We start from the raw sequence: 26354 nt of genomic DNA on the forward strand, positions 1-26354 counted from the left end.
ATAGCTTAGAGAGGTCGTAATTCATGGATAATGAGAAAGGTTTGTTGATAGTATTATCTGGACCATCTGGTGTGGGCAAAGGTACAGTTAGAAAGAAGATATTTGAAGACCCGTCTACTTCATACAAATATTCTATCTCTATGACCACACGTAATATGCGTGAAGGCGAAGAGGATGGTGTTGATTATTTCTTCAAAACAAAGGCTGAGTTTGAAGAGCTAATTAAACAAGATCAATTTATAGAATATGCAGAATACGTAGGAAACTATTATGGGACACCTGTTGAGTATGTTAAGAACACGATGGATGATGGTTATGATGTATTTTTAGAAATAGAAGTTGAAGGCGCAAAACAAGTGCGTAAGAAATTTCCTGATGCATTATTTATTTTTTTGGCGCCACCAAGCTTAGACGATTTACGTGAACGCTTGGTTGGCAGAGGTACGGAATCAGATGAAAAGATCCAAAGCCGCGTTACTGAAGCGCGTAAAGAAGTCGAAATGATGAACTTGTATGATTATGTCGTCGTTAATGATGAAATAGATTTAGCAAAGCAACGTATTCAATCCATTGTCGACGCTGAGCATTTGAAAAGAGAACGAATTGAAGCGAAATATAGAAAAATGATTTTGGAGGCGAAAAAATAATGTTAAATCCACCTTTAAACCAATTAATGAAGCAAGTTAACTCACAATATTTAGTAGCAACTACAGCTGCTAAACGTGCACGTGAAATTGATGAAAAACCTGAAACAGAAGTACAAGCAAGTTATGAATCAAAAAAACCTGTTGGTAAAGCATTAGAAGAAATTGCTAACGGCGAAGTATATCCAAACGGAACAGTTAAATAAACTGTTAAAATGCAATTTTATTAAGTTAATACATTACACATAATTTAATAACATGAGTGAAGGTAGAGGCAATTGAGGTCTCTACCTTTACTTATATCACTTTGTTCAATAAGATTTCTTTATTGTTTTTAGCACGGTAGTGAGCTTAAAAAATGAAATCTGATATTCTAGCCGAAATCTTTTCCATGAGATTTCTGTCTTGCTCCCTTTTTAATTTTGTTGAGCTTTTGTGTATAATACAAAGTAATAAATTAAATAATGACGATAAATTTTCTTTAATTTTAAAATAAATAGAAAAGTATGATACAAATTTCTAGTTGGAGGATATGTGCAATGAAACGAATATTACTTGCCGTTACTGGCGGTATTGCAGCTTATAAAGCGATTGATTTAACGAGTAAACTCACTCAAGCGGGTTACGATGTCAGAGTAATGTTAACTGATCATGCTCAAGAATTTGTTACGCCTTTAGCTTTTCAAGCGATTGGTCGAAATACGGTTTATACAAGTACCTTTATTGAACAAAATCCAGAAGAAATACAACATGTTGCTTTAGGTGATTGGGCGGATGCCATCGTTGTCGCACCTGCTACTGCCAATACCCTTGCAAAGTTAGCACATGGTATTGCTGATGATATGGTCACTTCAACGCTACTTGCTACAGAAACACCAAAGTTCGTTGCACCTGCAATGAATGTTCATATGTATGAAAACAATAGAACGCAACATAATATGTCAATTTTACGTTCAGATGGATATCACTTTTTAGAACCTGGTGAAGGCTTTTTAGCATGTGGCTATGTAGCTAAAGGACGTATGGAAGAACCATTACAAATCGTTGAACGTTTGACTCACTTTTTCAAAAATGAAGAGGAATCTACACATGAACAACCAAGTCGTTTTAAAGGTAAGCATGTCTTAATTACTGCAGGACCGACTGTCGAAGAGCTTGATCCTGTTAGATATTTATCTAATCGTTCATCAGGTAAAATAGGTTATGCTTTAGCTGAAACACTTCAACAACGTGGTGCACTTGTCACACTTGTTTCAGGACCGACAAATCTCACAGCACCAGAACAGGTCAACTTAATTCAAGTTAAGAGTGCCGATGAAATGTTTGAAGCTGTAAAATCAAATTTCGAGAACCAAGACATTATCTTTAAAGCTGCAGCAGTTTCAGATTATGCTCCAGAAACACCACTAGACCATAAATTGAAGAAACAAGATGGTACATTATCTGTCACATTCAAACGTACGCCGGATATTCTTAAATATTTAGGAGAACATAAAACACACCAATATTTAGTTGGATTTGCAGCTGAAACTCAAAATATTGAAGCTTATGCTAAGCAAAAGCTAGAACGTAAAAAAGCAGATGTAATTATTGCTAATAACGTTGGAGATTTATCTATAGGATTTAGTTCAGACGACAATGATTATACGATGTACTTTAAAGATGGTAATGATATACATTTAGGTAAAAAGAAAAAAACAGAGTTAGCAGAAATGATTGTAGATAGTGTAGAAGCAAGGTGGCATTAGTATGATAGCAAAGGTCATAGTAGACATTCCGTCAAAAAGTGTTGACTTCACTTTTGATTATTTAATTCCGGATCAAATGCAAGCCATGATTCAAGTTGGGATGCGTGTGATTGTGCCATTTGGTCCACGAACTGTACAAGGATACATTATGTCTCTGACTGACCAACCTGATTCGGATATGGATATTTCAAAATTAAAGAAAATTAAAGAGATTCAAGATATCCAACCTGAGTTAACACAAGAACTCATTCAATTAACAGAGTGGTACAACCAATATTTTGTTACGAAACGTATTTCGATGTTAGAGGCAATGTTACCGAGTGCTATAAAAGCAAAGTATACGAAATACTTTAAAATTGAATCATTTTCAGAAGTACCCCAACAACTACAACTAAAATTTAATAACGAAGGGTTATACCCATACAAAGAAGCTCAATCTAATAATGATTTAACGGCTATAACACCTCTATTAAAGCAAGGTGTCATTTCAGAAGAAACGAAACTGACGCAAAATGTATCAAAAAAGAAACAAAGAGCGGTAAGGTTAATTGAAGGCTTTGATGTTGATGCAGTGTTAGGTTCATTAGAAAAGTCACCGAAACAATATGATGTTTATGCTTATTTGATTGATGAACAACACCATACTGTAACTCTGAAACAATTAGATGAAATGTCCTTTTCTAAATCTAGTATCGATACATTAATTCGTAAAGGATTTATTGAAAAATATGATGCCATCATTGATCGAGATCCTTTTGAAACGCGTGTGTTTGAACAAGATGAAAAACAAGTACTAACCACCGAGCAACAAGTAGCTTATGATTCAATAATAGAAACGATTGAATCTCAGCAACAACGGACATTTTTACTTCACGGCGTAACAGGATCAGGTAAAACCGAGGTGTATTTACAGACGATTGAAACGGTGCTTAATCTTGGGAAACAAGCGATGATGCTCGTACCTGAAATTGCGTTAACGCCACAAATGGTATTGCGTTTTAAACGTCGGTTTGGTGATGATGTGGCTGTACTGCATTCGGGATTATCGAAAGGCGAACGTTATGACGAGTGGCAAAAAATACGTGACGGAAAAGCAAGTGTGAGTGTAGGTGCACGCTCGAGTGTCTTTGCCCCTTTTAAAAACTTAGGCATGATTATCATCGATGAAGAACATGAATCTTCATATAAGCAAGAAGATTATCCACGATACCATGCACGAGATATCGCACAATGGCGGAGTCAGTATCATCATTGCCCATTAATTTTAGGGAGTGCGACGCCAAGTTTAGAAAGCTTTGCACGTGCTGAAAAGGGTGTATATGAACTGTTAGCGTTACCTTCTAGAGTTAATCAAAAGATATTACCTGAAGTCGATATTGTTGATATGAGAGAGGAATTAAGCTCGGGTAACCGTTCCATGTTTTCTAAACAGTTACATCAAGCAATTGAAGAAAAACTTGCTCGACAAGAACAAATCGTGTTGTTTTTAAACAGACGCGGTTATGCTTCATTTATGCTTTGTCGGGATTGTGGTCACGTACCACAATGTCCAAATTGTGATATTTCTTTAACTTATCATAAGTCAACGGATCAGTTGAAATGTCATTATTGTGGTTACCAAGCTACACCTTCGAACCAATGTCCAAACTGTGAGAGTGACCATATTAGACAAGTTGGGACAGGGACACAACGTGTTGAAGAGTTATTACAACAAACATTTCCAGAGGCTCGAATCATACGTATGGATGTCGATACGACTTCACGTAAAGGCGCCCATGAAAAGTTACTAGAAGATTTCGGCGAAGGTAAAGGAGATATCTTGTTAGGCACACAAATGATTGCCAAAGGATTAGATTTCCCAAATATCACGTTAGTCGGTGTGTTGAATGCCGATACGATGTTAAATTTACCAGATTTCAGAGCAAGTGAAAGAACATTCCAATTGTTGACCCAAGTTGCAGGTCGTGCCGGACGACATGAAAAAGAAGGAAAGGTAATTATACAAACTTATAATCCGGAACATTATGCAATTAAAGACGTTCAAGCTAATAACTTCAAAGAATTTTATGATAAAGAAATGAATTATCGTAAACTTGGAAAATACCCTCCATATTTCTTTTTAATTAACTTTACGATTTCACATAAAGACATGAAAAAAGTCATGGAAGCTTCAAAACATATTCATAAAATTTTATTGCAATATTTAACTGATAAATCGCTCGTATTAGGGCCATCACCTGCAGCATTATCAAGAATAAATAAAGAATATCGTTTCCAAATATTAATCAAATACAAACAAGAGCCAGCATTAGTAGACGCCCTAAAATATTTAGATGAATACTACCATGATTTATATGTTAAAGATAAACTTTCATTAAAAATTGATATCAACCCACAAATGTTAATGTAAATACAATCCCATTCAAAGAATTTAAATCTTTGAGTGGGATTTTATTTTTTGATTGATGTTTCAGGTACTATTTTTTTGAATGTATTTACTCTAAAAATATTTAAAATAGAACTAAACATGGATTGCATTTAAACCATGATAAAGGTATATTAATTAATAACGAGTAAATATTCAGAATATTTTAATTTTTCAATTGTTTTAGATGTTGTGATAGTTCAAGGATAACATTTTATTTTTCGTGCAGAGGGGTGTGCTTATGAGTTTAATGAGTAATAGAGAAGCTACCGGTTTGAGCATAGAAGAATTATCGAATCGTTTAGCTTCATTATATAATTCAAATTTAAGTAAGGACATGATAAGAAATATTGAAGCTAAAAAAGAAATGTTGAAAGAAGAGGATGCGAAGATGTTAGCTGAGTTTTTCAATACGACAGCAGATGATGTTGGTTAATCATAAGTATGATTGAGTTATAATCCTAGTTAAATGACAAAATATTATTTTGATTGCATTTCAAATAGTTTTAGTCAAACAATATATATTTTATTTAATGACAAAGGGGGCTAGCAAATATGCAATATAATCGTTTTAATCAACCTATTGGAGAATCAATAACAGATTTTAATAACCCACCTATGCCACATTTTTCAACATTAACTGGGATTTATTGCAGATTGGAAAAGTTTACAGAGCATCATATTGATGACTTATATATGCATTTTAAAGAAGAATCAGATGCACCTAATTGGACATATTTACCAGATGATCAACCACAAACGTATATTGCATTTAAAGAGCAATTTAGAGAGAAAATTACGAGTAAAGACCCTTATTATATAGCTGTAATTGATAAATCATCCAATCGAGCATTAGGTATTGTATCACTGTTACGTATCAACTGTAATCACGGTACGATTGAAGTAGGACATATTCATTATTCAAATCAATTACAGAAAAGTCGGATTGCTACGGAAGCACAATTCTTATTAGCACGACATGTATTCGACAACTTAGGATATAGAAGGTACGAATGGAAATGTGATGCACTCAATCAACCCTCTAAAAAAGCAGCACAACGACTTGGTTTCCAATATGAAGGTACTTTTAGAAACCATGTTATATATAAAGGGAGAACACGTGATACAAGTTGGTTTGCAATGACAGATAGTGATTGGTATAACATTAAACCGTTTTATGAAAGATGGTTAGACCCTACGAACTTTGATGAAGAAGGGCGTCAGCGAACAACTTTATCTATTAAATAAAGTAACGATCGAAGGCATATACATCTACAAAGTTAAATATTATTACACACCGACTAGAGCATAGAGATATGTTCTAGTTTTATTTTAAAAATATTAAAACCATAACATTATTATGTAAACTAAAATTATATTTAAAATTATAATACAGCATAAACATTGTTTATCTTTAGCATTCAACTTCATATCATATTACTATAAGAATATAGATTGAGTGTCGAAGAACAGGGTGCAAATCTAGTAAAAGTAAGTTATAATGACATGATGAAATTTTCTAAGGAGTAAGCAAGATGACGATAAAAAAACTTGTGCCAGCAAAACATCCAATATTATCTAAAAAGATCCCACAAACAACGCAATTTGATTCGCAATTAGAACAATTATTACTTGATTTAGAAGATACGATGTACGCAGAAGAAGCGTCTGCAATATGTGCACCTCAGATTGGAATATCTCAACAGGTTGCGATGATTGATATGGAAGTTGATGGCTTACTACAATTGATTAACCCACAATTAGTCAGTGCGTCAGAAGAAACAGATACAGATTTAGAAGGGTCTGTGAGTTTTCCTGATGTATTCGGTGAAGTGAAACGTAGTAAAATGATTGTCGTAAAGAGTAATGATAAAAAAGGTAATGAAGTAGAAATGACAGCTCACGATGACGTTGCACGTATGATTTTACATATGATGGATCATTTTGAAGGAATTGTATTTACGCAACGAGCTGAAAAAATATTAAATGAAGAAGAAGTGGAGGCGTATTTTGAAAATGAGTAATGTAATCTTTATGGGTACACCAGATTTTTCAACAAAAGTATTAGAAATGCTAATTGCAGAACACAATGTGATAGCAGTCGTAACACAACCTGATCGTCCTGTTGGTAGAAAGCGTAAACTCACATCGCCACCAGTTAAACAAGTCGCAGTTGATCACGGTCTACCTGTCTATCAGCCTGAAAAGCTATCTCAATCTGATGACTTACAAAAATTAATTGATTTAGATGCGGATTTAATCGTCACGGCAGCATTTGGTCAATTACTACCTGAATCTTTATTAAATGCACCAAAGTTAGGAGCAATTAACGTGCATGCCTCATTATTACCAAAATATCGAGGCGGTGCACCTATACATCAAGCGATTATCGAGGGCGAAAAGGAAACAGGTATTACCATCATGTATATGGTTAAGAAACTCGATGCAGGTAATATCATTTCTCAACAATCTATCGCCATTGAAGAACAAGACGATGTAGGTTCTATGCACGATAAATTAAGCTTTTTAGGTGCAGATTTACTCAAAGAAACATTGCCTTCAATTATAAATGGTACGAACGATAGCATCCCTCAAGATGAAACAGCAGCAACCTTTGCTTCAAACATAAGTAGAGAAGATGAAAAAGTTGATTGGTCTCAATCTGCTGAAACAATATACAACCATATACGTGGATTATCTCCTTGGCCTGTAGCATATACAAAAATGGATGATGGAAATATGAAATTATTTGCAGCGCGTATTGAAAAAGGTAAATCTGGTAAACCGGGTACAATTATAGAAACGACTAAAAAGGCTATTATTGTAGCTACAGGCTCTGATGATGCGATTGCATTAACAGATATTCAAGTTGCCGGTAAGAAACGCATGTTAGCTGCAAGTTACTTGAGTGGCGTTCAAGACTCACTCGTAGGAAAGGAATTAACATGACATTAGACGTTACAGTAAGATCATTAGCATTTGAAACCTTACAAGATATTTTAAACGATAAAGCCTATAGTAATATCGTCATTAACGAAGTGCTCTCAAATAATGAATTAAATCGCTCAGATAAAGCTTTATTTACAGAACTCGTTTACGGAACTTTAAAGCGAAAATTCACCTTAGATTATTATTTAAAACCCTTTGTTCAAACGAAGTTGAAAGGTTGGGTACGTCAGTTACTATGGATGAGTATTTATCAATATGTCTATCTAGATAAAGTGCCAGAACATGCGATTATCAATGAAGCTGTTGAAATCGCTAAATCAAAAGGTGGACCGCATAACGGAAATGTTGTCAATGGTATACTGCGATCAATCATGCGTAGTGAGTTACCCGACTTTTCAGAGATCACTGATGATAAGAAGAGAATTGCCTTACAGTATAGTTTACCAAAATGGTTAGTCGATCATTGGGTGACTCATCACGATATACCACAAACTGAAACAATCGCACAGTCACTGTTAACAAAGGTAGATCAAACTGTGCGGGTAAATCTCACAAGAATTACGGTATCTGAAGCACAATCAAGGTTAGAACAAGAAGGTTATAGTGTGCAGGTCGATCCACATTTAGCTTATTGTCTCCATATTAGTAGTAAGCCGATTATTGAATCGCGTCTGTTTAAAGACGGTTTGATTTCGATTCAAGATAAAAGTTCGATGTTTGTGGCGCATCTAATGGATCTTAAAGAGGGCGATGAAGTGTTAGATGCTTGTAGTGCACCGGGTGGTAAAGCATGCCATATGGCAGAAATATTAAATGATACAGGTAATATTGGTGCGACAGATATTCACGAACACAAAATAGATTTAATCGACTTTAATATTAAAAAGTTAAGATTATCTAACATTTCCTCTTTTGAACATGATGCTACTAAAAAGTACGCTAAAGTATATGATAAGATTTTAGTTGATGCTCCGTGTAGTGGGTTTGGTGTATTACGCCATAAACCCGAAATTAAATACGAACAGTCACAAACAAGCATTGATTCACTTGTTGAAACTCAGTTAGCTATATTAGACAATGTCAAAGATAGCGTGAAACCAGGTGGCACGTTAATGTATTCAACTTGTACGATAGAACAAATGGAAAATGAGAACGTTATTTATACATTTTTAAAAGCTAATAAAGACTTTGAATTTGATCCTATTGTTCATCCTATTACTGGTGAACTTGTAAAAACGATGCAAATACTACCCCAAGACTTTAACTCTGATGGATTTTTTATAACTAGAATTAAAAGAAAGGAAAATTAATACATGATTACCTCAGAAAAGAAGAAAAAGAATAAATTCTTGCCAAATTTTGAAAAGCAATCAATTTATTCGTTAAGATACGATGAAATGCAAAATTGGTTAGTAGAAAAGGGTCAACAAAAATTTAGAGCAAAGCAGATTTTTGAATGGCTTTATGAAAAGCGTGTAGATGACATCGATGAAATGACAAACTTATCTAAGGATTTAAGAGAATTATTGAAAGAAAACTTTGCTATGACAACACTCTCAACAGTTGTTAAACAAGAAAGTAGAGACGGTACGATTAAGTTCTTGTTTGAACTTCAAGATGGTTATACGATTGAAACTGTCTTAATGCGTCATGAATATGGAAATTCAGTATGTGTGACAACCCAAGTTGGTTGTCGTATCGGTTGTACATTCTGTGCCTCTACTTTAGGCGGTTTAAAGCGTAATTTAGAAGCAGGTGAAATTGTCTCTCAAGTATTAACAGTTCAAAAAGCGCTTGACGCTACTGAAGAGCGTGTTTCACAAATTGTTATTATGGGCATTGGCGAACCATTTGAAAACTATGATGAAATGATGGACTTTTTAAGAATTGTTAACGATGATAATGGATTAAATATTGGTGCACGTCATATCACTGTATCAACATCGGGTATCATTCCTCGTATATATGACTTTGCGGAAGAAGACATCCAAATAAACTTTGCTGTAAGTTTACATGGTGCAAACGATGAAATACGTTCTCGTTTAATGCCTATCAATAGAGCTTATAATGTAGAAAAACTAATGGAAGCAATTAATTATTATCAAGAGAAAACGAATAGACGTATCACTTTCGAATATGGGTTATTCGGAGGCGTTAACGATCAACCTAAACACGCGCGTGAATTAGCACACCTAATCCAACACTTAAATTGTCACGTCAACTTAATTCCAGTCAACCACGTACCTGAAAGAAATTACGTTAAGACACCAAAAGATGATATATTTAACTTTGAAAAGGAATTAAAACGTTTAGGAATCAATGCTACAATTAGACGTGAACAAGGTGCAGATATTGATGCTGCTTGTGGTCAATTACGTGCTAAGGAAAGACAAGTAGAAACGAGGTAGAGATATGCTAAGAGCACAATTTTTTACTGATACAGGTCAATTTCGAGAAAAGAATGAGGATGCTGGTGGCGTTTTTTATAATCAAACTGATCAACAATTACTCGTCTTGTGTGATGGCATGGGTGGTCATCGCGCAGGAGAAGTGGCGAGTCAATTCGTAACGAAAGAATTGCAAAGATATTTTGAATCAGAAAACCTTATAGAGCCAGATCAAGCTGAAAATTGGTTGCGCGCAACCTTAAAGTCGATTAATCGAGAGTTGTATCAAAAATCAGTAGAAACCCCTGAATACAGAGGTATGGGGACAACTTGTGTCTGTGCTTTAATCTACGATCGATTTACCGTAATGGCTAATATCGGTGATTCTCGTGCTTATATTATTAACAGCAGAGAAATAGAACAAATAACTAATGATCATTCATTTGTAAATCATCTCGTTATGATGGGACAAATTACACCGGAAGAAGCATTTAACCACCCACAACGTAATATCATTACGAAAGTGATGGGGACAGACAAATTAGTAACACCAGATATTTTTGTAAAAAGAATTAATTTTTACGATTATATATTATTAAATACAGATGGTTTAACAGATTTTGTACATGATCAAACGATTCACGAGGCATTGCAACAACCAAATGAATTAGCCCAACAAGGTCAAAATTTAATCGAACTTGCTAAATCATCTGACACCAATGATAATGTCAGCCTGATATTGGCAGAAATTGAAGGTGATAAAGTATGATAGGCAAAGTGATTAATGACCGATATGAAATATTAAATAAACTTGGTGGCGGTGGCATGAGCACAGTCTACCTTGCGAATGACACAATTTTAAATCGTAAAGTAGCTGTGAAAGCCATCAATATACCCGCAAATGAAAAAGATGACACAATCATGCGATTTGAGCGTGAAGTCCATAATCTAACTCAACTTTCACATCCGAACATTGTAAACGTGTTTGATGTGACGGAAAACGATGACAACTTTTTTCTAGTTATGGAATATATACAAGGTTTAACATTGTCTGAGTATATTCAGAAACACAAACCTTTAGACTTAAAATTAGTACTGAACTTTATTAACCAAATATTAGAAGGTATTAAACATGCTCACGCCACTAAAATCGTCCATCGTGATATTAAACCGCAAAACATACTCGTTGATCAACATCAGACGTTAAAGATATTAGATTTTGGTATTGCTAAGGCGTTAAGTGAAACCACAATGACACAAACGAACCATGTATTGGGAACGGTTCAATACCTTTCTCCTGAACAAGCACGTGGTGAAACAACAGATAATGGTACAGATATATACTCAATTGGTGTTGTGTTGTATGAAATGTTAGTTGGTAAACCGCCATTTACTGGAGAAACTGCTATCGGTATAGCAATCAAACATTTACAAACGCCAATGCCAAATGCTACAGAGAAACGACATGTTGTACCTCAAGCTTTAAGTAATGTCATTTTAAAGGCTACTGAGAAAAATAAAGAAGATCGTTATCAATCGGTTGAAGAAATGCAACGTGATTTGGATACTGTATTGTCAACACAACGTGAAAATGAAAAGGTTTATAATTCTTCTGATGACAGTGCTGAAACTGTGAAGATTAATAAATCAGAAATTAACGAAAAAACAAAGAAAGAAACACAAGGCAAAAATATAAAAAAAACGATGGAGATTCCTATTGTAAATCAACAACAATTTCAATCAGATGAATCACATCAACGTCCAAAAAAACCACAAAAAAAATCAAAACGAAAAATAGTTCTCTATACTATTATTGTGACACTATTATTGCTAGCACTCATCGCATTTTTAGCGATAGGTATGTTCGGTCACAAATTCTTGGTTTCTCCTGACATAGTAGGTAAAACAGAAAAAACAGGTCAACATATTTTAGAAAAAAATAATTTAAAAGTAGGTAATGTGTCACGAGCATATAGTGACAAGTATCCGGAAAATAAAATTATTAAAACAAACCCTAAAAAAGGTGAACGACTAGAAGAAGGTAGTAAAGTTGATATCGTTCTATCTAAAGGCCTTAAAATGGTCGATATGCCAAACCTCTATGGTATAAAGAAAGATGAAGCTATAAATAAACTGAAAAACCTAGGTATAAATGATATCAATTTTGAACAAAGTTATACGACGCATAATTTAGATAAAGGCTTGATTGAAAAGCAAAATATTGATCCAGGTAAAAGAGTTAAAGTTAATGATAGTAATATTACTTTAACTGAATCTTTAGGTATTAAAAAAGTGTATGTAGACGACTATGTCAATAAGCCAGTGGATAAAGCTAAATCTGAACTTGAACAAAAAGGCTTAAATGTAGTTGTTGATAAAGAACAAGCGGATAAAGATATTAAAAAGAATAATGTCATTAGCCAAACACCTAAAGATAAAGAGGTGAAAGAAGGCTCTACAGTTAAATTGACTGTGTCGACAGGATCGCCAGACAAAGCTGATAGTAAAGCGAGTGCTGATGAAGATAAAGAAAAATCATCAGACGATACGGACACGAAAAAATATACCGAATCTGTAGATGTGCCGTATACAGGAGAAGACGATGATAGTCAAGAAGTAAAAGTTTATATTCGAGACAAAGATAATGATGGTACTTCTGCGGCTGAAACTTTCAAAATTAAAAAGGATAAAACGATTAAGATTCCGATGACGATTGAGAAAGGTAAAACTGCTGGTTATACCGTACGTGTAGACGGAGATATTGTTGCCGATAAAGACATTCCGTATGAATAAAAGATGAATTTTATCATAAAATAAAACTAGGAGAGGCTGGGACAAAAATAGTTGTCTCAGCTTCTTTGTTAATTAGACAGTAGATGACCGAATTGTAAATGCACTTATATTAACCTTTACCAAACCTAGCCATTCTTGCAGGGGCAGGACTACGAAATCTTTATTAGAAAGATTGAGTTTTGTCCCACTCCCATTTTTTGTTTGAAGGTGTCAGATGATTTAAACGTTTTGAAATCTTAACTGTGGCTACTATAATTAAAAGCAAAAGACAAAGGAGTGTTGGTTAGTGCAAATAGATACAAAAATGGTTGTTGAATCAGATGCAAGTAAGGTTTTTGAAGCGATTGTTGATCCGGAACAAATAGGTGGATTTTGGTTTTCATCTAGTTCTGAAAGATGGGAAACAGGTAAAACAGTGACTGTTGAATATAAAGAGTATGATGCAGTAATTAATTTAGATATTACAAAAGTGGTTCCAAATGAATTGATAGAATTTAAATGGGACGGGCGCACAATTGTTATTTCATTTGAAGAGGAATCAGGACAAACACTTGTGACTGCAACTGAAAAAGGTTTAGATGATAATAATGTGGATTTCATTTTAGGACAAAAAGAAGGTTGGGTTTATATGTTAAGTTGTCTTAAGAGTTATGTTGAATTTGGTAATAAAATTCGTGCAGCTTTACGATAAACGCCCTATATAATTTTAATTAATAATACTAAAGTTGAGACAAGACTTGTAGGTTTCATTTAATATAGATGTAAACACTAATTAAATGAAGTTGTTTTGTCTCAGCTTTTACATATGTAATCGTTTTTAATTTTAAGCTATAGTAACTGACGAAGTTGATTTTTTAATATAAAATAGTTTTAAGTCTTTTATTTTAAACAAGAAAATATATGCAACAACGAAAAGAGGTGTTTCAGTGAAAACAGGACGTATCATAAAATTAATCAGCGGAGTATATCAAGTGGAAGTAGATGGAGAATTATTTGATACGAAACCTAGAGGGTTATTTCGTAAAAAGAAATTTTCTCCTTTAGTGGGAGATGTTGTTGATTTCGAAGTAGAAAATATTACAGAAGGTTATATACATCATGTACACGAAAGGACAAATGCATTAAAACGACCTCCCGTTAGTAATATTGATCATTTGATTATTGTTATGAGTGCAGTTGAACCAGAATTTTCAACGCAATTATTAGACAGATACTTAGTTATTGCTCATTCCTATCATTTACGCCCTAGAATCCTGGTAACCAAAAAAGATTTAGCATCAGATGAAAAAATTCAACAAATCGAACAAATTTTAGATGTATATCAATCTATGGGTTACCAAACGCAATTTGTAAGTATGAATGATGACATTGAATTGATATGTAATCAGTGGGGAGAAGGTTTAGCCGTTTTAAGTGGGCAGTCGGGCGTAGGTAAATCTACATTGCTTAACCAATTATTCCCAGATTTACACATCGAAACCCAAGATATTTCACAATCATTAAATCGTGGTAGGCATACGACTAGACATGTCGAGTTGTATCCCCGTGCAAATGGTTATATTGCGGATACACCTGGGTTTAGTTCGTTAGATTTTAATCATATTCAAAAGGATGAAGTAAAAAATTACTTTATGGAGATAAACGAATATGGTGATTATTGTAAATTCCGAAATTGCAATCACGTGAAAGAACCTCATTGTAACGTAAAAACTGAATTAGAAAACGGAAATATAGCTGATTTTCGCTATGACCATTACTTGCAACTTTACAATGAAATAGCAGAGAGAAAGGAACGATATTAAAATGGTCAAATTATATCCATCTTTATTATCAGCAGATTTTTTAAACCTACAACAAACATTGGTAAACTTAGAAAATGCAAGGGTAGATGGTGTGCATTTTGACGTTATGGACGGACAATTTGTACCGAATATTTCAATAGGCATCCCTATTCTAGATGCGGTTCGTAAGGCGACCTCTTTGCCGATAGACGTACACTTAATGATTGAAAAGCCAGAAGATTACGTTAAAATGTTTGCCGACCATGGTGCAGATATGATTTCTGTACACGTTGAAGCAACACCTCATATCCATCGCTTAATAGAACGAATCAAAGCTGAAAATGTAAAAGCTGGAGTTGTTATAAATCCTGGTACACCTGTAAGTTCAATTTTACCCGTATTGAAAATGGTAGATTATGTGTTAGTGATGACAGTGAATCCAGGGTTTGGTGGTCAAACATTTATCGATAATTGTCTTGAAAAAGTATCACACTTATCACATATCAAAGCTGAATCAAATTTAGAATTCGATATAGAAGTAGATGGTGGTATTAATGATCAAACGATACACTCAGTCGTTGAAGCAGGGGCGACAATGGCAGTAGCAGGCTCATATTATTTTAATCATGATGACTTTAATGTAGCTACACAAACACTGAAAGGTTGAAACTGATGAAAGTAAATTTACTATGTGGAAACCGTAACCTACCGGATAATATTTTGGAAGAAAAACAGTCTGAATCGTGGATAGGTATTGATCGAGGGGCGCTTATTTTATATAACCATGACATACACCAACTTTTTGCTGTAGGGGATTTTGATTCTATAGATGAGGAAGAACAACGTAAATTGTCAAATCAGTTAAAATTAAACCCTTTAAATCCAGAAAAAAACGATACTGATTTAGCTTTAGGTATAGAACAAGCAGTTGAAAGTGGTTATAAAGAAATTGATGTGTATGGCGCAACGGGTGGTCGTTTAGATCATTTTTTAGGTGCTGTACAAATATTAGAAAAACCACAATATCAAGAAATGAATGTCGTGATTAAATTAATTGATGATAAAAATGAAATACAATATTTAACTGACACTATAAATCAAGTCGCTTATTCTAATATTTATCACTATATTTCGTTTATACCAGTACATGATAAAACGACGATTAGCTTATCAAACTTCAAATATAATTTGGAACAAGAAACATTACATCAAGGCTCGACATTAACAATATCCAATGAATTGAACGAGAAAGAAGGTATTGTCGAAATCATCGAAGGTAGTGTGTTGATGATACGCAGTAAGGATTAATCAATTTAAAATTATAATAAATTAAAAAGACCAGTCCTCCACATAAGGACTGGTCTTTTATGCGTGCATTATATTTATTAAACTCTAGTAACTTTACCAGATTTTAAAGCACGTGCAGAAACCCAAACTTTTTTAGGTTTACCGTCTACAAGAATTCTAACTTTTTGAAGGTTAGCATTCCATCTTCTTTTAGAAGAGTTTAAAGCGTGTGAACGATTGTTTCCTGTTGAGGCTTTACGACCTGTTACGAAACATTGTTTGCCCATGAAAGTACCTCCTTTAATTTAATAAATATAAATACACGTATCTACTACATACTTGAATAATGTACCACATTTAGGGAAAGATTTCAACATGAAAATACATTCTTAGTTTACATTGCTAGAACTTTTGTTAAAATTAATATGTGATATAATTGTAAAATCCGAATAAATAGTGTATTTTACTTAAAGAATAAATATTAATAGAAAATTGTGGAACAACCATTAATTAGGAGGCCCTAATAAAATGACATTAGAAATTACGAATGATTACGGCAGTATTGACATTTCAAATGAAGTGATTGCATCTGTAGTAGGTAGCAAAGCAGTAGAATGTTATGGAATTGTAGGTATGGCTTCTAAACAACAAGTAAAAGATGGAATTGCTGAAATTTTAGGGCAGGAAAACTATTCAAAAGGGATAATAGTAAAAGATAATAACGGCGTTATCAATGTTGATATGTATATCATAGTAAGTTATGGTACAAAAATATCTGAAGTAGCAAGTAATTTACAATCAACAGTGAAATATACATTAGAGAAAACATTAAAGGTTAAAGTGAATTCAATAAATATATTTGTACAAGGCGTACGTGTTAATAATGGTACGAAACACTAGGAGGACATTGTGAAATGGTTAGGAATATAAATGGTAAATTATTTGCGGATATGATTATTCAAGGGGCGCAAAATTTATCAAATCATGCAGAATTGGTGGATTCATTAAATGTGTATCCAGTGCCAGATGGCGATACTGGAACGAATATGAATTTAACAATGACTTCAGGAAAAGAAGCGGTGGAAAGTAATTTATCTCAACACATAGGTGAATTAGGAAAGACATTTTCTAAAGGGTTACTTATGGGGGCAAGAGGTAACTCAGGTGTCATTCTTTCTCAATTGTTTAGAGGATTCAGCAAAAATTTAAAAACATATGATGAAATTAATACCCAACAATTAGCAGAAAGTTTTGACGCTGGCGTTGAAACTGCATATAAAGCAATTATGAAACCCGTAGAAGGAACAATTTTAACTGTAGCTAGAGATGCGGCCAAAGCTGCTGTTGAAACAGCAAAATCAACAGACAACTGCATTGAACTCATGGAAGCAACGCTAAAAGCTGCAGAAGATTCACTAGAAAACACACCGAATCTTTTACCAGTATTAAAGGAAGTTGGTGTTGTCGATAGTGGTGGTAAAGGATTAGTCGTAGTATACGAAGGTTTCCTTAAAGCACTTAAAGGTGAAAAAGTAGAAACTAAAGTACAAAAAATAGATACTGAATCATTCGTTAATGACGAGCATGATTTTCATGGTGTAATTAACACCGAAGATATCGTTTACGGTTATTGTACAGAGATGATGGTGCGCTTTGGTAAAAACAAACGCCAATTTGACGAAGAAACATTTAGAAAAGATATGAGCGAGTTCGGTGATTCATTGTTAGTGATAAATGATGATGAAATTGTAAAGGTACACGTTCATACTGAAACGCCAGGTAATGTATTTAACTATGGCCAACAATATGGTGAACTTATTAAAGTGAAAGCAGAAAATATGCGTGAACAGCACCGTGAAGTCGTTAAAAAAAGCGAGCAATCAAAAGATCAAAACAAAGCAGAAGAACAACCTCAAACGGTAGAAACTGCAGTTATTACAATTTCAATGGGTGAAGGCATATCAGATTTATTCAAATCAATGGGCGGCACACACATCATTAGTGGTGGCCAAACGATGAACCCTTCTACTGAAGATATCGTTAAAGTCATTGAAAAATCACAATGTAAACGTGCGATTATTTTACCAAATAATAAAAATATTATGCTGGCAAGTGAACAAGCAGCGAAAATCGTTAAATGTGAAACCATTGTGATTCCGACAAAATCAATCCCTCAAGGTATTGCTGCATTATTTAATTATGATGAAAGCGATTCTCTTGAAAACAATAAACAGCGCATGTTGGATTCAATCGAGTTGGTGACTTCTGGTGCAGTGACACATGCAGTGCGTGATACGACGATTGATGGCGTTGATATTAAAAAAGATTCATACCTTGGTTTGAAAAATGAAAAAATAGTCACTAGTGAGCAAGATTTATTTGAAACAGTGAAATCATTATTAGAGAACATGGTTGAAGATGAAAGTGAAATCATGACAATGATTGTGGGTGAAGATGCAGAAGCTTCTGTCACTTCCCATATAGAAGAATGGATGAATTCCAATTATCCAGATATTGAAGTGGAACAACACGAGGGTAACCAACCAGTATATCAATATTTATTTTCTGTTGAATAAATTGTAGTTATTTGAGTATATGATTACATTTAACCTATCAGTTATCGAAAGGTAACTGATAGGTTTTTTACGGAAATGATAACTTCCATCAATTTTTTATCTTTTTTCTAAATGGTATTTTTTAAAGTTAGATTTAATAACAGTGATATAACAACTTAGAATTAATAATTAACTTAATTTTACAAAATTATAAAATCTTTTAAAACAGTTATAATGGTTTATAAACATCTGTGTAGTTGTTATACTATATAAAACGTTGTAATGTAAGCGCAACACATTAGAAACACTATAAATAAGAGTGGGGTAAAATTATGAAATTTAAATCAGTATTTGACATTATTGGACCGACAATGGTAGGTCCGTCATCTTCACATACAGCAGGTGCAGTTAGAATTGGACTTGTGGCAAGAAATTTATTTAACACATTACCAAAACAGGCAGATATATATTTATATGGTTCTTTTAAAGACACATACAAAGGACATGGTACAGATGTAGCTTTAGTCGGTGGTTTATTGGGGTACGACACTGATGATGACCGTTTACGAAATAGTCTAGAAACGGCTGAAAAAGAAGGAATGAAAGTCAATTTCATAGAGATGTCAGAAGAAAAATCTCATCCAAATACAGCTACGATTAATATGAAAGATGATGATAAAGAAATATCAGTAGAAGGTGTATCAATCGGTGGCGGGAAAATCGAAATTTCAGCGATTGATGGATTTGATATTGCGATTAGTGGAAATTACCCAGCATTACTCGTCTTCCATGAAGATACGTTTGGCACAATAGGTAAAGTTGCAAACATTATTGGAGATGCAAATATAAACGTTGGGAGTATGCAAGTTTCAAGAAAAGAAAAAGGCGATGAAGCACTAATGACTTGCGAATTAGATGAAAATGTTAACGATGAAATTATCGATAAAATAAAAAACGTAAAAGGCGTACAGACTGTTTCACTTATGGATAACGCCTAATGGAGGTTTACTAATGTTTAAAAGTGTTGAAGAGTTAATTACTTTATGTGAAGAAAAAGATATGAGTATTCATGAAGTAATGATGGAACAAGAAAAAGAAGTTACAGGTCAATCAGAAGAAGAAATCTATGACCATATGGATCATAATTTACAAACTATGGAAAAAGCTTTAGAAGATGGATTAAATGGTGTAACTTCTAAGACTGGTATGACTGGTGGAGATGCAGTATTAATTAAGAAATATTTAGAAACAGGCAAATCATTAGCTGGGGCAACGTTGTTAGATGCTGTAAGTAAAGCCGTTGCTACAAATGAAGTGAATGCAGCGATGGGACAAATTTGTGCTACACCAACAGCAGGTTCAGCAGGTGTTGTACCAGGCGTGTTATTTGGACTTAAACCACGTTTAGAACCATCACGTAAAGATATGTTAAACTTCTTATTAACATCTGGTGCATTCGGATATGTAGTGGCTAACAATTCTTCAATTTCAGGTGCAGCCGGTGGTTGTCAAGCCGAAGTTGGTTCCGCGGCAGCAATGGCAGCAGCAGCGACAGTGGAACTTGCAGGTGGAACACCTAGACAATCATCTGAAGCCTTTGCGATTTGCCTAAAAAATATGCTCGGGTTAGTATGTGACCCAGTTGCAGGCTTAGTAGAAGTTCCATGTGTAAAAAGAAATGCAGCAGGTGCATCAAATGCAATCGTATCTGCTGATATGGCATTAGCTGGTGTAACTTCAAGAATTCCAACTGATGAAGTTATCGAAGCAATGTATAAGATTGGTCAAACAATGCCATCTGCACTACGTGAAACTGGACGTGGTGGACTTGCAGGTACACCTACAGGACAGAAACTAAAACAAGAAATATTTGGTGATTAACATGTCTAAAGTCAATTTGATTGATAATCCATTCCCTTTATCTCAAATAAAAGGTTTAGGGCCCAAGAGATTATCTGTATTGAATGAATTAAATATACACACCGTTGAAGATTTAATTTTATATTTTCCAATTCGTTATGAAGATAATACGATTGTCAATTTAAATGAGGCTGAAGATCAAGCGACAGTGACAGTTGAAGGCGAGGTCTACTCAACTCCAACTGTCGCTTTTTTTGGTAGAAATAAATCTAAATTAACGGTGCATTTAATGGTCAATCAAATCGCTGTAAAATGTATATTTTTTAATCAACCTTATTTGAAAAAGAAAATAACATTACATGACACGGTGACTATAAAAGGTAAATGGAATCGGAGTAAACAAGAAATAAATGGTAATCGTATGTTCTTTAACAAACAATCATCTGAAGAGGAACAGTATGAGCCTGTCTATCGAATTAAAGAAGGCATTAAACAAAAGCCGCTTAGAGATATGATTAGAAGTACTTTGAACCATGTTACGATACACGAATGGTTATCAGATGAGTTACGTAATAAATATAAGTTAGAATCACTCTCTAACACAATTAACGCCTTACATTTTGCCCCTGATAAGACATCTTTGTTACATGCACGTCGTACTTACGCATTTACTGAATTGTTTATGTTTGAATTGCGTATGCAATGGCTCAATCGTTTAGAGAAGACTTCTGACGAAGCAATTGAAGTAGCTTATGATTTGCCACTAGTGAAACAATTTATTAGTGAATTACCGTTTGAGTTGACTGATGCTCAAAAGCAAAGTGTTAATGAAATTTTTAGAGATTTAAAGGCACCAATACGTATGCATCGTTTACTACAAGGTGATGTTGGTTCAGGTAAAACAATTGTAGCAGCGATTTGTATGTATGCATTAAAAACTGCTGGCTATCAATCGGCATTAATGGTACCTACTGAAATATTAGCCGAACAACATGCAGAAAGTTTATCAGAACTATTTGGTGATCGTATGAATATTGCCTTACTGACAGGTTCGGTGAAAGGGAAACGTCGAAAATTACTGCTAGAACAATTACATAAAAATGAAATCGATTGTGTGGTTGGGACACACGCACTTATTCAAGATGATGTTCAATTTGATAATGTCGGTTTAGTGATTACTGATGAACAACATCGATTTGGTGTGAATCAACGTCAATTACTGAGAGAAAAAGGTGCAATGACCAATGTGTTATTTATGACAGCAACGCCTATTCCACGAACGTTAGCTATTTCAGTATTTGGTGAAATGGATGTTTCTTCCATCAAACAATTACCAAAAGGCCGTAAACAGATCATTACGACTTGGTCTAAGCATGAAGCCTATGAACAAGTCCTCAATCAAATGACCACAGAACTGAAAAAAGGAAGACAAGCATATGTTATTTGTCCACTCATTGAAAGCTCTGAACATTTAGAAGAAGTTCAAAACGTAGTTGCGCTTTATGAATCGTTGCAAGCATATTATGAACCTGATCGTGTCGGATTGTTACATGGAAAGATGAGTTCTGAAGAAAAGGATGATGTCATGCATCGATTTAGTAACCATGACATTGATATTCTTGTTTCTACAACAGTGGTTGAAGTTGGAGTCAATGTTCCTAATGCAACATTTATGATGATTTATGATGCAGATCGCTTTGGTTTATCTACGTTACACCAGTTAAGAGGGCGCGTTGGTCGTAGTGAACATCAAAGTTATTGTGTATTACTTGCTTCCCCAAAGACAGAAACGGGTATAGAACGCATGAATATAATGACACAAACCACTGATGGATTCGAGTTAAGTGAAAGAGATTTAGAGATGCGAGGTCCAGGAGATTTCTTCGGTGTAAAACAAAGTGGGTTACCTGATTTTCTTGTTGCAAATATCGTCGAAGATTATAAAATGCTCGAAGTGGCACGTGATGAAGCTGCTGAGCTCATACAATCAGGTGAATTCTTTAACGATCAATACAATCGGTTAAGAACATTTATAGAAACACATTTATTACACATGAATTTTGATTAAAGATTTGTGAAATTCTTAATTAAATGACACATGATATTCACGTTCCTAAGATTGAATTTAAATTAATATACCATAAATCAATGTTATGTGTTGAGCATATTTAATAGAAAGTGTTATTATATTTGAGGAATGTTTAAGACTTGGTACTAAAAAAGGGAGTTATAAAATGAAATTACGTAAAATAGAACGTAGAAATGCAATTAAAAAAGAAATTGAAAAAAACCCTTTTATTACTGATCAAGATTTAAGTATGCTATTTTCTGTAAGCATTCAAACAATTAGACTGGACCGCACACACTTAAATATTCCTGAATTAAGAAAACGCATTAAAACAGTAGCTAGAAAAAATCACGAACGCATTCGCTCAATAGATGGTAGTGAGATAATTGGGGATGTTATTAACGTTAGTCCTGATAAGCATGCAACGTCTATTATCAAAGTAGATGAAGACTCTGTCTTTACGAGAAATAAAATTGCCAGAGGACACGTTTTATTTGCCCAAGCGAACTCATTATGCGTTGCACTTATACATAGACCAATCGTTTTAACGAGAGATAGTAAGGTGGAATTTTTACAACCTGTAAAACTAAATGATACAGTTAGAGCTGAAGCACAAACGCTTGATATAACAAACAAATACTTTACGATCAAAGTGGAATCGTATGTAAAAAATGCGTTAGTTTTTAGAGGTACATTCAAAATGTATTATACAAGTGAGGATGAAGAGAATGGTTAAAATTGCAATTGATATGATGGGCGGAGATAACGCACCTGACATCGTTTTAGAAGCAGTTGAAAAAGCGGTGAAAGATTTTGAAGATTTAGAAGTGATTTTATTTGGAGATAAAAATAAATGCCAACTAAATCATTCACGTATTGAAGTACGTCATTGCACAGAAACAATTTCAATGGAAGATGAACCCGTTCGAGCGATTAAACGTAAAAAAGATAGCTCAATGGTTCGCGCAGCAGAGGCAGTGAAATCAGGTGAAGCAGATGGCTGTGTATCAGCAGGGAATACAGGCGCTTTAATGTCAGCTGGATTATTCATCGTTGGTAGAATTAAAGGCGTTGAACGCCCGGCCTTAGTTGTTACTTTACCTACGATTTCAGGTAAAGGCTTTGTCTTTATGGATGTAGGCGCTAATGCTGACGCAAAAGCGGAGCATTTATTGCAATATGGTCAACTTGGTAATATTTATGCTCAAAAAATACGCGGGATAGATAACCCATCTGTAAGTTTATTAAATATCGGTACTGAAAATGCTAAAGGTAATGCTTTAACTAAGAAAGCCTACAAACTTATGAATGAACAAAATGGTTTCCGGTTTACTGGTAATGTAGAAGCCAAAGGATTAATGGACGATGTTTCAGATGTTATTGTTACGGATGGTTTCACTGGTAACATGGTGCTTAAAAACTTAGAAGGTGTCGCTAAATCAATCGGAAAAATGCTTAAATCTACTTTATTAAGTAACTTTAAAAATAAAATTGCAGCGCTTATATTAAGAAAAGATTTAGACGAGTTAACGTCAAAAGTAGATTATGCCGAATATGGTGGCTCGGTTTTATTAGGATTAAATGGTATTGTAGTAAAAGCACATGGTAGTTCAAGTGCTAAAGCATTTTATTCAGCAATTAGACAAGCAAAAATCGCTGGCGAGCAAAATATCGTATCTATAATGAAAAACACGGTAGGTGAAAAAAATGAGTAAAACAGCAATTATTTTCCCAGGACAAGGCTCACAAAAAGTAGGAATGGCACAAGATTTATACAACGAATCAGAAAGCGCGACAGCCATACTAAACCAAGCGCAAGGACAAATGGATTTTGATTTATTAGAAACAATGTTTACAGATGAAGAAGGTAAACTAGGTCAGACTGAGAATACACAACCTGCATTACTTACTCATAGTATTGCATTACTAAATAGTTTGAATGACATAAAGTCAGATTATACAATGGGACATAGCTTAGGAGAATATGCCAGTCTCGTTGCGAGTGGCGTGTTAAAGTTTGAAGACGCTGTGAAAATTGTACGTAAACGTGGCCAATTGATGGCTGAAGCCTTCCCAGATGGTGTAGGCAGTATGGCAGCAGTATTAGGTCTGGATTTAGAAGATGTTCAAGATATTTGTAAAAAGCTATCTACAGAAGATGAAATTATTGAACCTGCAAATATCAATTCTCCAGGTCAGATTGTTGTGTCAGGTCACAAAACGCTAATCGATAAGTTAGTGGCAGAAGGAAAATCACTTGGTGCTAAACGTGTATTACCACTTGCAGTATCAGGTCCTTTCCATTCTTCAATGATGGAAGTTATTAAAGAAGATTTCTCACAATTTATTGATCAATTTGAATGGCAAGATGCACAATTTCCAGTGATTCAAAATGTTAATGCAAAAGGCGAAACAGACGCTAAAGTAATTAAACAACATATGATAGAGCAATTATATTCTCCAGTTCAATTTATTGAATCTGCACAATGGTTAATTGAACAAGGTGTGGATCATTTCATAGAAATTGGACCAGGCAAAGTATTATCAGGACTCATTAAGAAAATAAACAGAGATGTTAAAGTAACTTCAATTCAAACATTAGAAGATGTAAAAGGGTGGAATGAAAATGAGTAAAAGTGCATTAGTTACAGGTGCTTCAAGAGGTATTGGACGTAGTATTGCGATTCAACTTGCTGAAGAAGGCTATAATGTAGCAGTTAACTACGCTGGAAATAAAGAAAAAGCGGAAGCCGTAGTTGAAGAAATCAAAGCAAAAGGTGTAGACAGTTTCGCAATTCAAGCAAATGTTGCGAATGGCGATGAAGTTAAAGCAATGATTAAAGAGGTTGTAGGCCAATTCGGTTCTGTAGATGTGCTTGTAAACAATGCAGGTATCACTCGAGACAACTTATTGATGCGTATGAAAGAACATGAATGGGATGACGTGATCGATACAAACTTAAAAGGTGTATTCAATTGTATTCAAAAGGTAACACCACAAATGTTAAGACAAAAAGGCGGATCAATCATCAACCTATCTAGTGTCGTTGGTGCTGTAGGAAATCCAGGTCAAGCAAACTACGTAGCAACTAAAGCGGGTGTAATTGGTTTAACTAAATCATCTGCACGTGAATTAGCTTCTCGTGGCATTACCGTGAATGCTGTAGCTCCTGGTTTCATCGTGTCAGATATGACAGATGCACTTAGTGACGAACTTAAAGATCAAATGCTAGAGCAAATTCCACTTGCTAAATTTGGTGAAGATACAGATATCGCAAATACAGTAGCATTTTTAGCGTCAGATAAAGCAAAATATATCACAGGCCAAACAATTCATGTAAATGGTGGTATGTACATGTAATATTCTCAACAAGTGAGAAGACTTTATCCCATAATATTATTCCTGTAACCAATACTATTTGTCATGTATAATAATCATCAATAATAGTACTTGTATTTCATTTCAGAAAATGGGAAAATGTAAAAGTCTTTAACTTGCTTTTAAAAGGAGGTGAATCGACGTGGAAAACTTCGACAAAGTAAAAGATATCATCGTTGACCGTTTAGGTGTTGACGCTGACAAAGTAACTGAAGATGCATCTTTCAAAGATGACTTAGGCGCTGACTCACTTGATATAGCTGAATTAGTTATGGAATTAGAAGATGAATTTGACACTGAAATTCCTGATGAAGAAGCTGAAAAAATCAACACTGTTGGTGACGCAGTTCAATTTATCAATAACTTAGAAAAATAATAAATTCATATCTGAGTCGTTTTTACAACGGCTCAGTTTTTTTAATTTAATGTTAAACGTGAGAAAACTGAACTACACGCCTGTCCAAAATATAACTCATTT

The 26354-nt window shown here is 34.4% G+C and carries 27 protein-coding genes; 26 read left to right on the forward strand and 1 reads right to left on the reverse strand.

Translation table 11 applies throughout. The features are described 5' to 3' along the window. The first annotated feature begins 23 nt into the window (after window positions 1-23). The 16 genes from gmk (at window position 24) to QQM35_RS07395 (ending at window position 16035) form a co-directional block, all read left to right on the forward strand. Window positions 24-647, forward strand: a complete 624-nt coding sequence (gene gmk, locus QQM35_RS07320; protein WP_251516355.1) for a guanylate kinase — start codon at window positions 24-26, stop codon at window positions 645-647. Then, window positions 647-850, forward strand: a complete 204-nt coding sequence (rpoZ, locus tag QQM35_RS07325) for a DNA-directed RNA polymerase subunit omega (RefSeq protein WP_251516357.1) — start codon at window positions 647-649, stop codon at window positions 848-850. Before gmk ends, rpoZ begins: the two co-directional genes overlap by 1 nt. Before the next feature lie 333 nt (window positions 851-1183). Then, entirely contained in the window at window positions 1184-2392 is a 1209-nt protein-coding gene (coaBC, locus tag QQM35_RS07330) for a bifunctional phosphopantothenoylcysteine decarboxylase/phosphopantothenate--cysteine ligase CoaBC (RefSeq protein WP_251516358.1), read from the forward strand. Window position 2393: 1 nt separating this feature from the next. After that, a complete protein-coding gene (priA, locus tag QQM35_RS07335) occupies window positions 2394-4802 on the forward strand; it encodes a primosomal protein N' (protein ID WP_342610301.1) in 2409 nt (802 codons plus the stop codon). Window positions 4803-5058: 256 nt separating this feature from the next. Continuing rightward, window positions 5059-5253, forward strand: a complete 195-nt coding sequence (locus tag QQM35_RS07340) for a helix-turn-helix domain-containing protein (RefSeq protein WP_251943092.1) — start codon at window positions 5059-5061, stop codon at window positions 5251-5253. A gap of 119 nt (window positions 5254-5372) precedes the next feature. Next, complete coding sequence (locus tag QQM35_RS07345; protein WP_251516364.1) at window positions 5373-6065, forward strand: GNAT family N-acetyltransferase; 693 nt, start codon at window positions 5373-5375, stop codon at window positions 6063-6065. 287 nt (window positions 6066-6352) lie between these two features. Next, window positions 6353-6841 carry a peptide deformylase gene (locus QQM35_RS07350; protein WP_251516366.1) on the forward strand — a complete coding sequence of 163 codons (489 nt, stop codon included), beginning with the start codon at window positions 6353-6355 and terminating at the stop codon, window positions 6839-6841. After that, a complete protein-coding gene (gene fmt / locus QQM35_RS07355) occupies window positions 6834-7766 on the forward strand; it encodes a methionyl-tRNA formyltransferase (RefSeq protein ID WP_251519017.1) in 933 nt (310 codons plus the stop codon). Before QQM35_RS07350 ends, fmt begins: the two co-directional genes overlap by 8 nt. Further along, the gene (gene rsmB / locus QQM35_RS07360) at window positions 7763-9076 is read left to right on the forward strand and encodes a 16S rRNA (cytosine(967)-C(5))-methyltransferase RsmB (RefSeq protein ID WP_342610302.1); all 1314 of its coding nucleotides are present in this window, start codon (window positions 7763-7765) and stop codon (window positions 9074-9076) included. Before fmt ends, rsmB begins: the two co-directional genes overlap by 4 nt. A 3-nt stretch (window positions 9077-9079) precedes the next feature. Further along, on the forward strand, window positions 9080-10174 hold the full coding sequence (gene rlmN, locus QQM35_RS07365) for a 23S rRNA (adenine(2503)-C(2))-methyltransferase RlmN (RefSeq protein ID WP_251516372.1): 1095 nt from the start codon (window positions 9080-9082) through the stop codon (window positions 10172-10174). A gap of 4 nt (window positions 10175-10178) precedes the next feature. Beyond that, window positions 10179-10922, forward strand: coding sequence for a Stp1/IreP family PP2C-type Ser/Thr phosphatase (locus QQM35_RS07370; protein ID WP_251516375.1), 744 nt, complete (start codon window positions 10179-10181; stop codon window positions 10920-10922). After that, complete coding sequence (pknB, locus tag QQM35_RS07375) at window positions 10919-12946, forward strand: Stk1 family PASTA domain-containing Ser/Thr kinase (RefSeq protein WP_342610303.1); 2028 nt, start codon at window positions 10919-10921, stop codon at window positions 12944-12946. Before QQM35_RS07370 ends, pknB begins: the two co-directional genes overlap by 4 nt. A gap of 286 nt (window positions 12947-13232) precedes the next feature. After that, entirely contained in the window at window positions 13233-13637 is a 405-nt protein-coding gene (locus QQM35_RS07380; protein WP_251516381.1) for an SRPBCC domain-containing protein, read from the forward strand. Between the two features lie 235 nt (window positions 13638-13872). Beyond that, complete coding sequence (rsgA, locus tag QQM35_RS07385; protein WP_251943084.1) at window positions 13873-14748, forward strand: ribosome small subunit-dependent GTPase A; 876 nt, start codon at window positions 13873-13875, stop codon at window positions 14746-14748. A gap of 1 nt (window position 14749) precedes the next feature. After that, window positions 14750-15394, forward strand: coding sequence for a ribulose-phosphate 3-epimerase (gene rpe / locus QQM35_RS07390; protein ID WP_251516386.1), 645 nt, complete (start codon window positions 14750-14752; stop codon window positions 15392-15394). Window positions 15395-15399: 5 nt separating this feature from the next. After that, on the forward strand, window positions 15400-16035 hold the full coding sequence (locus QQM35_RS07395; RefSeq protein ID WP_251516389.1) for a thiamine diphosphokinase: 636 nt from the start codon (window positions 15400-15402) through the stop codon (window positions 16033-16035). A 77-nt stretch (window positions 16036-16112) separates the two neighbouring features. Here QQM35_RS07395 and rpmB read toward each other — a convergent pair whose 3' ends face one another. Next, window positions 16113-16301: a 50S ribosomal protein L28 gene (rpmB, locus tag QQM35_RS07400; protein WP_002483503.1), complete on the reverse strand. Its 189-nt coding sequence runs from the start codon at window positions 16299-16301 to the stop codon at window positions 16113-16115. A gap of 241 nt (window positions 16302-16542) precedes the next feature. On the opposite strand from rpmB, the gene QQM35_RS07405 reads away from it, so the two are divergent. From QQM35_RS07405 to QQM35_RS07450, 10 genes are all read left to right on the forward strand, one after another. Next, window positions 16543-16914, forward strand: a complete 372-nt coding sequence (locus QQM35_RS07405) for an Asp23/Gls24 family envelope stress response protein (RefSeq protein WP_251516392.1) — start codon at window positions 16543-16545, stop codon at window positions 16912-16914. Between the two features lie 14 nt (window positions 16915-16928). After that, window positions 16929-18590 carry a fatty acid kinase catalytic subunit FakA gene (fakA, locus tag QQM35_RS07410; RefSeq protein ID WP_251516395.1) on the forward strand — a complete coding sequence of 554 codons (1662 nt, stop codon included), beginning with the start codon at window positions 16929-16931 and terminating at the stop codon, window positions 18588-18590. 311 nt (window positions 18591-18901) lie between these two features. Next, on the forward strand, window positions 18902-19567 hold the full coding sequence (sdaAB, locus tag QQM35_RS07415) for an L-serine ammonia-lyase, iron-sulfur-dependent subunit beta (RefSeq protein ID WP_251516398.1): 666 nt from the start codon (window positions 18902-18904) through the stop codon (window positions 19565-19567). A 13-nt stretch (window positions 19568-19580) separates the two neighbouring features. Further along, window positions 19581-20450, forward strand: a complete 870-nt coding sequence (sdaAA, locus tag QQM35_RS07420; protein ID WP_251516401.1) for an L-serine ammonia-lyase, iron-sulfur-dependent, subunit alpha — start codon at window positions 19581-19583, stop codon at window positions 20448-20450. A gap of 1 nt (window position 20451) precedes the next feature. After that, window positions 20452-22497: an ATP-dependent DNA helicase RecG gene (gene recG / locus QQM35_RS07425; protein WP_251516429.1), complete on the forward strand. Its 2046-nt coding sequence runs from the start codon at window positions 20452-20454 to the stop codon at window positions 22495-22497. Window positions 22498-22663: 166 nt separating this feature from the next. Next, window positions 22664-23233, forward strand: coding sequence for a transcription factor FapR (fapR, locus tag QQM35_RS07430; RefSeq protein WP_251516446.1), 570 nt, complete (start codon window positions 22664-22666; stop codon window positions 23231-23233). After that, window positions 23226-24212: a phosphate acyltransferase PlsX gene (plsX, locus tag QQM35_RS07435; RefSeq protein WP_251516449.1), complete on the forward strand. Its 987-nt coding sequence runs from the start codon at window positions 23226-23228 to the stop codon at window positions 24210-24212. The genes fapR and plsX overlap by 8 nt, the downstream gene beginning before the upstream one ends. Further along, window positions 24205-25131, forward strand: coding sequence for an ACP S-malonyltransferase (gene fabD, locus QQM35_RS07440; protein WP_251516451.1), 927 nt, complete (start codon window positions 24205-24207; stop codon window positions 25129-25131). The genes plsX and fabD overlap by 8 nt, the downstream gene beginning before the upstream one ends. Then, window positions 25124-25858, forward strand: a complete 735-nt coding sequence (fabG, locus tag QQM35_RS07445; protein ID WP_251516453.1) for a 3-oxoacyl-[acyl-carrier-protein] reductase — start codon at window positions 25124-25126, stop codon at window positions 25856-25858. Before fabD ends, fabG begins: the two co-directional genes overlap by 8 nt. Window positions 25859-26018: 160 nt before the next feature. After that, window positions 26019-26252 carry an acyl carrier protein gene (locus tag QQM35_RS07450; protein ID WP_251516455.1) on the forward strand — a complete coding sequence of 78 codons (234 nt, stop codon included), beginning with the start codon at window positions 26019-26021 and terminating at the stop codon, window positions 26250-26252. Window positions 26253-26354: the final 102 nt, after the last annotated feature.

Source organism: Staphylococcus hsinchuensis (assembly GCF_038789205.1).
Lineage (GTDB): Bacteria > Bacillota > Bacilli > Staphylococcales > Staphylococcaceae > Staphylococcus > Staphylococcus hsinchuensis.

Excerpts from the sequence above, each read along its gene's own strand:
- gmk (WP_251516355.1), top strand. The coding sequence starts at position 24 with ATGGATAATGAGAAAGGTTTGTTGATAGTATTATCTGGACCATCTGGT.
- rpoZ (WP_251516357.1), top strand. The coding sequence starts at position 647 with ATGTTAAATCCACCTTTAAACCAATTAATGAAGCAAGTTAACTCACAA.
- coaBC (WP_251516358.1), top strand. The coding sequence starts at position 1,184 with ATGAAACGAATATTACTTGCCGTTACTGGCGGTATTGCAGCTTATAAA.
- priA (WP_342610301.1), top strand. The coding sequence starts at position 2,394 with ATGATAGCAAAGGTCATAGTAGACATTCCGTCAAAAAGTGTTGACTTC.
- QQM35_RS07340 (WP_251943092.1), top strand. The coding sequence starts at position 5,059 with ATGAGTTTAATGAGTAATAGAGAAGCTACCGGTTTGAGCATAGAAGAA.
- QQM35_RS07345 (WP_251516364.1), top strand. The coding sequence starts at position 5,373 with ATGCAATATAATCGTTTTAATCAACCTATTGGAGAATCAATAACAGAT.
- QQM35_RS07350 (WP_251516366.1), top strand. The coding sequence starts at position 6,353 with ATGACGATAAAAAAACTTGTGCCAGCAAAACATCCAATATTATCTAAA.
- fmt (WP_251519017.1), top strand. The coding sequence starts at position 6,834 with ATGAGTAATGTAATCTTTATGGGTACACCAGATTTTTCAACAAAAGTA.
- rsmB (WP_342610302.1), top strand. The coding sequence starts at position 7,763 with ATGACATTAGACGTTACAGTAAGATCATTAGCATTTGAAACCTTACAA.
- rlmN (WP_251516372.1), top strand. The coding sequence starts at position 9,080 with ATGATTACCTCAGAAAAGAAGAAAAAGAATAAATTCTTGCCAAATTTT.
- QQM35_RS07370 (WP_251516375.1), top strand. The coding sequence starts at position 10,179 with ATGCTAAGAGCACAATTTTTTACTGATACAGGTCAATTTCGAGAAAAG.
- pknB (WP_342610303.1), top strand. The coding sequence starts at position 10,919 with ATGATAGGCAAAGTGATTAATGACCGATATGAAATATTAAATAAACTT.
- rpe (WP_251516386.1), top strand. The coding sequence starts at position 14,750 with ATGGTCAAATTATATCCATCTTTATTATCAGCAGATTTTTTAAACCTA.
- QQM35_RS07395 (WP_251516389.1), top strand. The coding sequence starts at position 15,400 with ATGAAAGTAAATTTACTATGTGGAAACCGTAACCTACCGGATAATATT.
- rpmB (WP_002483503.1), bottom strand. The coding sequence starts at position 16,301 with ATGGGCAAACAATGTTTCGTAACAGGTCGTAAAGCCTCAACAGGAAAC.
- QQM35_RS07405 (WP_251516392.1), top strand. The coding sequence starts at position 16,543 with ATGACATTAGAAATTACGAATGATTACGGCAGTATTGACATTTCAAAT.
- fakA (WP_251516395.1), top strand. The coding sequence starts at position 16,929 with ATGGTTAGGAATATAAATGGTAAATTATTTGCGGATATGATTATTCAA.
- sdaAB (WP_251516398.1), top strand. The coding sequence starts at position 18,902 with ATGAAATTTAAATCAGTATTTGACATTATTGGACCGACAATGGTAGGT.
- sdaAA (WP_251516401.1), top strand. The coding sequence starts at position 19,581 with ATGTTTAAAAGTGTTGAAGAGTTAATTACTTTATGTGAAGAAAAAGAT.
- recG (WP_251516429.1), top strand. The coding sequence starts at position 20,452 with ATGTCTAAAGTCAATTTGATTGATAATCCATTCCCTTTATCTCAAATA.
- fapR (WP_251516446.1), top strand. The coding sequence starts at position 22,664 with ATGAAATTACGTAAAATAGAACGTAGAAATGCAATTAAAAAAGAAATT.
- plsX (WP_251516449.1), top strand. The coding sequence starts at position 23,226 with ATGGTTAAAATTGCAATTGATATGATGGGCGGAGATAACGCACCTGAC.
- fabD (WP_251516451.1), top strand. The coding sequence starts at position 24,205 with ATGAGTAAAACAGCAATTATTTTCCCAGGACAAGGCTCACAAAAAGTA.
- fabG (WP_251516453.1), top strand. The coding sequence starts at position 25,124 with ATGAGTAAAAGTGCATTAGTTACAGGTGCTTCAAGAGGTATTGGACGT.